The organism is Streptomyces sp. NPDC054956 (assembly GCF_053609185.1).
The window spans coordinates 1-9,194 of the sequence record NZ_JBSGXB010000298.1; the positions used below are offsets into that span (position 1 = coordinate 1).

Sequence of the window (9,194 nt, forward strand, 5' to 3'; positions counted from 1 at the left end):
CCCGCCACACAGTGTGTGGCGGGGGCCCCTCGGCTTGATGCTGTCTTGCTGTGCTGTCGTCCGGCTGTCAGGCGGACTTGCGGCTGTCCCGCGGATGCACGGCAATGTTCATGGCGCCGGAACGAAGGACCGCGAGCCTCTCGGCAAGCACTTCCTCCAGCTCCTCGCGGGTGCGCCGCTCCATGAGCATGTCCCAGTGCGTTCGCGCAGGCTTGCCCTTCTTCTCTTCGGGCCCGTCCCCGTCCACCAGGAGTGCCATGGCGCCGCACGCCTTGCACTCCCACTCCGGCGGAATTTCTGCCTCAACCGAGAACGGCATCTCAAATCGATGTCCGTTCTGGCATGCGTACTCCACCGCCTGGCGCGGGGCCAGATCGATGCCGCGGTCCGTCTCGTAGCTGGTAACCACGAGCCGCGTACCGCGGAGAGCTCGCTCACTCATGAATCGTGCCTCCCGGGCTTGTCGCCCACAGGACAGGTGTCGCTGTCGTCGTCATCCGGTCAACGTCCGGTCGGCGGTATAGATTCCCGCTCCGGGTCATGCGTCGCCCGTCGTGCCGCCCCTTGTTGTACCCACCAGTGCCCGTTTTGTCACATCTGGCAGCAGATGTCACCCAACGTCTTCACTTCATGAGCACGCAGTAACGGTCCGCCTGGCAGGCCAAAGGCGTACACTACCGGCCCTTCGCTTGAACGTCGAAATTCGTTCCGAATTCGCGTCCAGGACCGCTGCGAGATCCACGCGGATCCACCCGGATCCGGGCGGATCGCCGCTCGGACCGCTCAGATCCGCTCGGGTACAGGATTGCCCGCGGCCTCCACCGCACGCCGCATCGGCACTCTGGCGAGCAGCACGAAACCCAGTGCGAAGAAGACCACCAACGAGATGATCGCGTCCCGGTAGCTGCCCGTGACCTGGTAGGTGAGGCCGAAGACGAGCGGTCCGATCCAGCTCAGCCCGCGGTCGCTCATCTCGTACGCCGAGAAGTACTCGGCTTCCTTGCCCGCCGGGACCAGGTGGGAGAACAGGGAGCGCGACAGCGCCTGGCTCCCGCCCAGCACCAGCCCGATCATCGCGGCGAGTGCGAAGAACCACACCGGGGTCCGGGCCGGCAGGAAGTATCCGGCGGCCAGGGTCACCCCCCAGGCGGCCAGCGATCCGAGAATCGTCCTCTGGGCTCCGTACCGCACGGCCAGCCGGCCCATCCCCAGCGCACCGGCCACCGCCAGGACCTGAACGAGCAGGATCGCCCCGATGAGGGTGGACTGCTCCAGTTTCAGCTCCTCCGACCCGTAGACCGAGGCCTGGGAGATCACCGTCTGCACGCCGTCGTTGTAGATCAGGTACGCCAGCAGGAACGACAGGGTCAGCGGGTAGCGCCGCATGTCCTTCAGGGTGGCGACGAGCTGCTTCCATCCGCTGACGGCCGGGGCCGCGCCCGGTTCCCGGACCACGGCGCGGTCCCGCAGCCGGTTCAGCGGGATCAGCGCGAAGGCCCCCCACCACAGGCCGGCGGAGGCCAGGCAGATCCGGATGGCCATGCCCTCGGTGAGGCCGAAGGAGTCGTGGCCCATGTAGAGCGCCAGGTTCATGACGAGCATCAGCGAGCCCGAGGTGTAGCCGAAGGCCCAGCCGCGCGAGGAGACCGTGTCCCGCTCGTCCGGCGTGGAGATCTGCGGCAGATAGGCGTTGTACAGCACCATCGAGACCGAGAGCGAGGCGTTCGCGACGATCAGGAGCAGCCCGCCCAGCAGGTAGCGCTCACCGTTCAGGAAGAACATTCCGGTCGTCGCCGCGGCCCCCGTGTACGCGGCCACGGCCAGCAGCGGCTTCTTGCGGCCGGTCCGGTCGGCGACCGCCCCCGCCAGCGGCATGAGCAGCACGGCCAGGATCACCGACGCGGACACCACGTAGGCGAAGAAGGAACCGGCCCGCACCGGGATCCCCAGCGGACGCACGTAGCCCTCGGCGTCCGCCGCGGCCTTGGCGATCGAGGTGAGGTACGGCCCGAGGAACACGGTGAGCACGCTCGCCGAGTACACGGACACCGCGAAGTCGTAGAAGTACCAGCCACGTTGTTCGCGCTTGCGCGCGGCCGCCGCCGCGGCGGCTCTGCCGTCCTCGGAACCCGGTTCCGCTTCGTCCGTCGTCTGCGCGCTCATGGCGGCCCCCTCGCTGGTCCCCGTAACGCGCCGGCCCCCGATGCCGTCGCGGGGCCGCGGGCAGTGTCAGGCCCAGGACCCGCGCCGGTCCAGAACCGTGCGCAAGATGTCGATCCGGTCGGTCATGATGCCATCGACTCCCAGGTCGAGGAGAGCCTCCATACGTTCCGGTTCGTTCACGGTCCACACGTGCACCTGCAGACCCCGCGCGTGGGCGGTCCGTACGAAGCGCCGGTCCACCACGCGGATGCCCGCCTGGGTCTCGGGAACCTGCGCCGCCACCGCGCCGGCCCGCAGGGCCGCCGGGATCGCGAACGAGCGCAGCCGCAGCCCGAGCACGCCGGCGACCCCGTACGAGGTCGCCAGCCGGGGGCCGGCGATCTTCTGGGCCCGGGCGACCCGGCTCTCCGAGAACGAGCCCACGCAGACCCGGTCCCAGACCCCGGCCCGCGCGATCAGGTTGACCAGCGGGTGCAGGGCGGACTCGTCCTTGAGGTCCACGTTCCACCGGGCGTCCGGGAACTCCTCCAGGAGGTCCTCGAAGAGCGCGAGGGGCTCGGTCCCGCCGACCCGGGCCTCCCGGATGCGGCTCCACTGCTGCTCCCGGATGCGGCCGTGCCCGTCGGTGACCCGGTCCAGGGTCGCGTCGTGGAAGGCGACCAGCTTCCCGTCGGCGCTGGCGTGCACATCGGTCTCGAAGTACCGGTAGCCCGCGTCGGCGGCCCGCCGGAAGGCGGCGGCGGTGTTCTCCAGCCCGTCCGCGGCCCCGCCGCGGTGGGCGAAGGCGATCGGACCCGGGTGGTCGAGATAGGGGTGGGGGAGGGGTGCGTGCGTCACCGCGGCAGTATGCCCCCTGTTCCCCCTGGGACGGGAGCGGCCCGGTGGCCGTCCGGTGAACGGCCCGCCGGTCACCCGCCGGACGCTGCACAGGGGATCGCGCACGGGGCCTCCCCATTTCGCGTGGGGCGTTCTGTGGCACCCTGGACCGGCAGGACCAGTCCAATACCGGCCCGTAGTGGTCCGGTGGGAGCCAATTCGACGAAGGTGGACCGGACGACATGGCGCAGTGGACCTCGGCCGTGGGTGCCGCACAGCTCGGCCGGCTCATCACCTCCCAGCAGGGGCGGCCCGCCGTGCCCGGGGCGCGCAAGCTGCCCGCGTACCGCACGCTCGCCGACGGCATCCGGCTGCTGGTCCTCGAAGGCCGCGTCCCCGTCGCCGCCCGGCTCCCCGCCGAGCGGGAGCTGGCCGTCGCGCTCGCCGTCAGCCGCACCACCGTGGCCGCCGCCTACGAGGCCCTGCGCGGCGAGGGGTTCCTGGAGTCCCGCCGGGGCGCCGGCAGCTGGACCTCCGTACCCGCCGGCAACCCGATGCCGGCCCGCGGCCTGGAGCCCCTGCCCCCCGAGTCGCTCGGCTCGATGATCGACCTGGGCTGCGCCGCGCTCCCGGCCCCCGAGCCCTGGCTCACCAAGGCCGTCCAGGGCGCCCTGGAAGAGCTCCCGCCGTACGCGCACACCCACGGGGACTACCCGGCCGGGCTGCCCGCGCTGCGCCGCATGCTCGCCGACCGCTACACCGAGCGCGGCATCCCGACCATGCCCGAGCAGATCATGGTCACCACCGGTGCGATGGGCGCCATCGACGCCATCTGCAGCCTCTTCGCGGGGCGCGGCGAGCGGATCGCCGTCGAATCCCCCTCCTACGCCAACATCCTGCAGCTGATGCGCGCCGCCGGGGTCCGCCTGGTGCCCGTCGCCATGGGCGAGGGGCTGTCCGGCTGGGACATGGACGTCTGGCGGCAGGTACTGCGCGACTCCGCCCCCCGGCTGGCCTACGTCGTCGCCGACTTCCACAATCCGACCGGGGCGCTCGCCTCCGACGAGCAGCGCCGCGCGATGGTGGAGGCGGCCCGCTCGGCGGGCACCGTGCTCGTGGCCGACGAGACCATGATCGAGCTCCAGCTCGACCCGGCGATGGAGATGCCCCGCCCGGTCTGCTCCTTCGACCCGGCCGGCTCCACCGTCATCACCGTCGGCTCCGCGAGCAAGGCCTTCTGGGCCGGCATGCGCATCGGCTGGGTCCGCGCGGCCCCCGACGTCATCCGCAGCCTCGTCGCCGCCCGCGCCTACGCCGACCTGGGCACGCCCGTGCTGGAACAGCTCGCGGTGAACTGGCTGATGCGCACCGGCGGCTGGGCCGATGCCGTGGAGATCCGCCGCGACCAGGCCCGCGAGAACCGGGACGCGCTGGTGGCGGCGGTGCGCCGGGAGCTGCCGGACTGGGAGTTCCGGGTCCCGCTGGGCGGACTGACGCTGTGGGCCCGCGCGGGCGGGCTGTCCGGCTCCCGGCTGGCCGAGGTGGGGGAGCGGGTCGGCGTACGGGTTCCCTCGGGGCCCCGGTTCGGCGTCGACGGAGCCTTCGAGGGGTACGTCCGGCTCCCCTTCACGGTCGGCGGCCCCGTGGCCGAGGAGGCGGCGGCCCGGCTGGCGGCCGCGGCCCGGCTGGTCGGCACGGGCGCGGGCGGCGGCGGCGCGGAGCCGCCGCGCACGTTCGTCGCGTAGAGCGGGGAGTCACGGGGCTGCGGGCCCCCTACGGGGCGTCCGCCGGGACCTCGGGGATCTCCGAGGCGTCGATGGCTCCGGCCTGGGCCGGCGGCTGGACGATGTGCAGCGGCTTGCCCAGCGTGACCCGGTCCGGGACGGGCGCCGGCGCGGCCTGCCGCTCGGGCAGGAGCTCCAGTACCGCCTGCCGGTGCGCCGGGTGCGTGGAGTCGTCGTACGGGTCCGGAGTGGCGGGCACCTGAAGCCGGTGCACGGGGCCGGCGGCGAGCCGGGCGTACCCGCGGCCCGGCGGCAGCTGGGCCGTCGGCGTGGTGTGCGGGGGCAGCCCCAGCACGTCGGCGATCTGCTGGATCGCGGCGGACCCGAGCACCACCCGGGCCCTGGTGTGCTGCCAGACGGAGTCGTGCAGCAGCTCGAGGTGGTCGAAGTGCTCGGCCACCACGACGGTGATGTGCGCGGCGCGCCCGTGCCGCAGCGGCACCTGGAGCTGCGCGAGCGGATCGGGGCCGCCCTCGGCGGTGGCCAGGTGGGCCAGCACGGTGGGGCGGTCGAGCAGGATCCACAGCGGACGCCGGGTGTCCTCGGGGGCGGGCCGGCCGGCCTCGCGGGCGCGGTGGACGGCGATCAGCCGCCGTTCGGTCTCCCTCGCGGCCCATTCCAGCGTGGCCAGTGCCCCGGCGGGCCCGCATTCCACGGCGAGGACGCCGGCGCGGCCGGCGAGGCACGCGTACTCGCCGCTGCCGCCGCCCTCCAGGATCAGTACGTCGCCGCCGTGCCGCAGGGCCTGGAGGGCGATCGAGCGCAGCAGCGTGGAGGTTCCGCTGCCGGGCTGGCCGACGGCCAGCAGGTGGGGCTCGGTGGAGCGGGCGCCGGTGCGCCAGATGACCGGGGGCATGTCGCGGGGCTCGTCGCCCTCCACGACGGGCAGGGTGCGCTGCACGCTGCCCGGGTCGGTGAAGCCGAGCACGGTCTCACCGGGAGAGGTCACGAAAGGCTGGGCGGCGATACCTGTCGGCAGCGCCGCCAGCACACTCAGGTCGAGCTGGTTGCCCTCCTCGTCCCAGTCGAAGAGATACTCCCGTCCGCGGCCGGACTTGGCGTGCAGCAGTGCCTCGATCCGGGCCCTGGACGCGGCCTCGCCATCGGTGAAGTAGGCCGGGTAGCGGATGTGGAGCCGCGTGACGCGGCCCGCCTCGTCGAACTCGTAGCCGCTGAAGGCCTTGTCCCACTCCCCGCCGTGGGCGAAGAGCGGATGGGGGTCCTCCGGGATGCTGAAGTACGGCACGAGGGCTTCGTAGAGGGAGCCGAGGCGTTCGGTCTCGGCATCGCTGGGCCCGGTCTTCGCCGGGGTGCGGTCGCGTCCCTGCCAGGCCGCCGCCGCCATGAGGGTGATCAGGGCGGTGAGGGGTCCGTAGGGGGCGAGCGCGACCACGAGGACGCAGGCGGCTCCCAGGAACAGCGCGGGACCACGCTTGTCCTTGGGGGTGTCGCACCATTTGCGCCGCCCGGCCGAGGCCAGGATGCGCAGGCCGCGTCCGATGGTGAGGAGCGGATGGAGGACGTCCGTGGCGCTGTCGGCGGCCGTGCGAGCGATGTCGCGGCCCCGGGTCAGCGACATGGTGCCGCTGGTGAGGATGCGGGGAAGTGGGCGCCGGGCCACGGGCGTCTCCTGGAGTTGTGGGTGCTTCGGGTGAGTGCCGGCGGCGGGCGCTAGAGCTTGATCCCGCCGAGAAGGCTCGCGAGGCTCGCCGTGCTCGCCGTGATGCTGGGCGCGATGGCGGAGCCGGCGAGGAAGAAGCCGAAGAGCGCGCACACGAACGCGTGCGTCAGCTTCATGCCGTCCTTCTTGAAGAAGAGGAAGCAGATGATGCCGAGCAGTACGACACCTGAGATGGACAGGACCATGAGTGGTTCTCCTGGTAGGTGGGGACAGTCACCATCAGTTCTTCCAGGCTCACAGGAAGTATCAATGCGATAAAAGGTGCATACGGGTGAATCCGGGAGTTTTTCACTTGACCGGCCCAGCCCGGCTGGCGTGCCGGGTGCGTCGGACGCAAGGAGTCGCGAGGTGATCATTGCCTCGGCCCGCCCCGCTCATGTGCAGGTCCGGGCGCTACGCTGGCGATTCACCCGTACGGACGCAGTGCCGTGCGCACCCCTGCCCCTGCCCGTGAAAGGCGGTACGACCGATGAGTGAGCACGTCGAGAACAGCTCCCAGGGCTCGGACGTTCCCGACGAGGACGTCATCGAGCTGGCCACCAAGATCTTCGACCTCGCCCGGCAGGGTGAGACCGAGACCCTCGCCGCCTACCTCGACGCGGGCGTGCCGGCGAACCTCACCAACGACCGCGGCGACACCCTCGTCATGCTCGCCGCCTACCACGGCCACGCCGACGCCGTCACGGCCCTGCTCGCCCGCGGCGCCGAGGCCGACCGCGCCAACGACCGCGGCCAGACCCCGCTCGCAGGAGCCGTCTTCAAGGGCGAGGAGGCCGTCATCCGCGCACTGCTCGCCGGAGGCGCCGACCCGAACGCCGGAACGCCCTCCGCCGTGGACACGGCGCGCATGTTCGCCAAGGCCGACCTGCTGGAACTTTTCGGAGCCAAGTAGTCCACTTCTGGTGGCTTCTTGCTCGCCCCGTGGCCGGTCCAGACCTCACGGGTTGGTCACGGCGGCCTTAAATGTGGTCGCGGCGCACAAACCGCCTGGGTCATCATGGCGTCGGATTCGATTCGCGGACACGACGGACGGGCAGGAGCGGGCAGGACACATCGGGTGTCCGACCCCCACCCCTGCCGGGGGACCCGGCCGTCCTGGCCGCGAAGCACCGACGAGAGTGAGAAGGCAATGGTCTACATCGAGCGGAACAAGACGGCGACGGCGGACGTCCTCACATGCTGTTACGCGGCCCTGTGAACTCCGATTCCCGGTCGCGTCCCCAGCTTGATTTGAGGCCATTCCCATGTTCGAACCAGTCATAGCGCCTAGCGGCACCCTGCTCGGGCTCCTCCAGCGGGGCCGCGGCGACGGAACGCTGCACGCGCTCGCCGCGCCCAGGGCCGAGGCCCTCACGGCGCTCAACGAGTGCGTGACCGGCGACCCCCGCCGGGACTGGCAGGTCGAGAACCGATCCCTGTACTACGCCAGGCTCTACCTGGACCTCGACGGCCCCCTGGGCGAGATCGAGGCCCACCTCTTCGGCGTGGACGACCTCGTGGACGAGGACGACCACCGCACCGGCCTGGCCCTGTCCGTCCTCGGTCACCTGGCCTCGTACGGCCGCGACGACGCGCTCATGCTGCTGCGCCGTTACGCCGCCACGGGCGCCAACTGGGCCTGGGCCCTCGACGAGCTCGCCCTGCGCGACGACGACGAGGGGCTGCGCTCACTGGCGGGCCCCGTCCTCGCCCGCTTCCCGGCCACCGCCGAGGGCGAGGCGCGGCTGGCCGCCGCCGTCCGCGACGCCTACGAGCCCCGGCCCTGGCGCTTGTGGGAAGAGGCACCCGAGGCCCCCGAAAACGCCGCGCGCCTGCGCGCCGCCCGACAGCAGGGCTCCTTCGACCGCTGGCAGCGCCAGCTCACCCCGCGCGGCCCCCAGCCCGGCTGGGGAGTCCAGGCCGTCTTCGACTGGGCCGCCGACGGGCTGAGCAGAGGCACCCCGCTGCACGTGCCCGCAGCCCGCTGCCTGGCCGCGGTGGCCACCCCCGAGGACCGCCCCGCGATCCTCGCGGCCGCCGCCGGAGCCTCGGGAGAAGCCGCCCGGGCCACCGCACTGCACCACCTGGTCCTCGCCGAGCCGGAGAATCCGGCCGTACTGGACCTCATCGAAGCCGCCGGGGACGAGCCGGCCGTAGCCGCCTACGCGCGCATGTGCGGCCCCGGAGCCGTCGAACGGGCCCGGCGCTGGGTCCACCGTCCCGACGCCCTCGGAGCGGCCGCGGCGACCCTCCTGGCCGCCCGTGGCGGAGCCGAGGACGCCCACCTGGTCCTGGGAGCCCTGCGCTCCACGGTCCGCGGCTCCGGACCCGACTCGACGCCGCTCTTCGCCCTGGTCGACGGAGCGGGCCGGCTCGCGATCGGCTGCGCGGCCCCGGTGCTGCGCCACATCTACCGCGAGACGGCCTCGTCCCACCTGCGCGGCCGGGCCGCCCGGGCCCTGGCGGCCACGGACCCCTCCTTCGCGGCGGGCTTCGCGGTCGAATGCCTCTGGGACTGCGAGGAGACCACCCGCGAGGTGGCCGCCCACCATGCCGAGACGGCCGACGCCCGCGTCGCGCCGAGACTGCGCCGACTGGCCGCCGATCCGGCGGAGGAAGAGGAAGTGCAGTCCGCGGTACGGAGCCGGATCGCCCCGGAATCGGCCGTCTGAGCCGCCGCCCGGCAGCCACCCGAAACGCAGCGCGCCCCCGGTCCGGGAAGGACCGGGGGCGCTGTGCCGTCACCGGAAGCACGAGGCCCGGTCTACGGC

Annotated in this window: 8 protein-coding genes; 3 read left to right on the plus strand and 5 right to left on the minus strand. The window is 72.5% G+C overall.

What is annotated here, in order from left to right; genetic code table 11:
- Window positions 1-67 precede the first annotated feature (67 nt).
- The 3 genes from ACWGDE_RS31800 to ACWGDE_RS31810 form a co-directional block, all read right to left on the minus strand.
- Window positions 68-442 (minus strand): RNA polymerase-binding protein RbpA, encoded by a 375-nt coding sequence (locus ACWGDE_RS31800; RefSeq protein WP_007262928.1) that lies wholly within the window; start codon window positions 440-442, stop codon window positions 68-70.
- Window positions 443-783: 341 nt separating this feature from the next.
- The gene (locus ACWGDE_RS31805; RefSeq protein WP_453392500.1) at window positions 784-2,163 is read right to left on the minus strand and encodes an MFS transporter; all 1,380 of its coding nucleotides are present in this window, start codon (window positions 2,161-2,163) and stop codon (window positions 784-786) included.
- Between the two features lie 66 nt (window positions 2,164-2,229).
- Window positions 2,230-3,000, minus strand: coding sequence for a glycerophosphodiester phosphodiesterase (locus ACWGDE_RS31810; protein WP_453392501.1), 771 nt, complete (start codon window positions 2,998-3,000; stop codon window positions 2,230-2,232).
- 221 nt (window positions 3,001-3,221) lie between these two features.
- On the opposite strand from ACWGDE_RS31810, the gene ACWGDE_RS31815 reads away from it, so the two are divergent.
- Window positions 3,222-4,724: an SCO1417 family MocR-like transcription factor gene (locus ACWGDE_RS31815; RefSeq protein WP_453392502.1), complete on the plus strand. Its 1,503-nt coding sequence runs from the start codon at window positions 3,222-3,224 to the stop codon at window positions 4,722-4,724.
- Between the two features lie 28 nt (window positions 4,725-4,752).
- On the opposite strand, the gene ACWGDE_RS31820 is transcribed toward ACWGDE_RS31815, so the two are convergent.
- Together ACWGDE_RS31820 and ACWGDE_RS31825 are read right to left on the minus strand one after the other, a co-directional pair.
- Window positions 4,753-6,384 carry a hypothetical protein gene (locus ACWGDE_RS31820; protein WP_453392503.1) on the minus strand — a complete coding sequence of 544 codons (1,632 nt, stop codon included), beginning with the start codon at window positions 6,382-6,384 and terminating at the stop codon, window positions 4,753-4,755.
- Window positions 6,385-6,434: 50 nt separating this feature from the next.
- Window positions 6,435-6,629, minus strand: coding sequence for a hypothetical protein (locus ACWGDE_RS31825; RefSeq protein WP_007262923.1), 195 nt, complete (start codon window positions 6,627-6,629; stop codon window positions 6,435-6,437).
- A gap of 284 nt (window positions 6,630-6,913) precedes the next feature.
- Between ACWGDE_RS31825 and ACWGDE_RS31830 the strand changes: the two genes are divergently transcribed.
- Both ACWGDE_RS31830 and ACWGDE_RS31835 read left to right on the plus strand, forming a co-directional pair.
- A complete protein-coding gene (locus tag ACWGDE_RS31830; RefSeq protein ID WP_453392504.1) occupies window positions 6,914-7,336 on the plus strand; it encodes an ankyrin repeat domain-containing protein in 423 nt (140 codons plus the stop codon).
- 352 nt (window positions 7,337-7,688) lie between these two features.
- The gene (locus ACWGDE_RS31835) at window positions 7,689-9,095 is read left to right on the plus strand and encodes a HEAT repeat domain-containing protein (protein ID WP_453392505.1); all 1,407 of its coding nucleotides are present in this window, start codon (window positions 7,689-7,691) and stop codon (window positions 9,093-9,095) included.
- Window positions 9,096-9,194 lie beyond the last annotated feature (99 nt).

Bases quoted from the DNA above. Each gene is read 5' to 3' on its own strand.
- ACWGDE_RS31800 (WP_007262928.1), bottom strand. From the start codon at position 442: ATGAGTGAGCGAGCTCTCCGCGGTACGCGGCTCGTGGTTACCAGCTAC.
- ACWGDE_RS31805 (WP_453392500.1), bottom strand. From the start codon at position 2,163: ATGAGCGCGCAGACGACGGACGAAGCGGAACCGGGTTCCGAGGACGGC.
- ACWGDE_RS31815 (WP_453392502.1), top strand. From the start codon at position 3,222: ATGGCGCAGTGGACCTCGGCCGTGGGTGCCGCACAGCTCGGCCGGCTC.
- ACWGDE_RS31825 (WP_007262923.1), bottom strand. From the start codon at position 6,629: ATGGTCCTGTCCATCTCAGGTGTCGTACTGCTCGGCATCATCTGCTTC.
- ACWGDE_RS31830 (WP_453392504.1), top strand. From the start codon at position 6,914: ATGAGTGAGCACGTCGAGAACAGCTCCCAGGGCTCGGACGTTCCCGAC.
- ACWGDE_RS31835 (WP_453392505.1), top strand. From the start codon at position 7,689: ATGTTCGAACCAGTCATAGCGCCTAGCGGCACCCTGCTCGGGCTCCTC.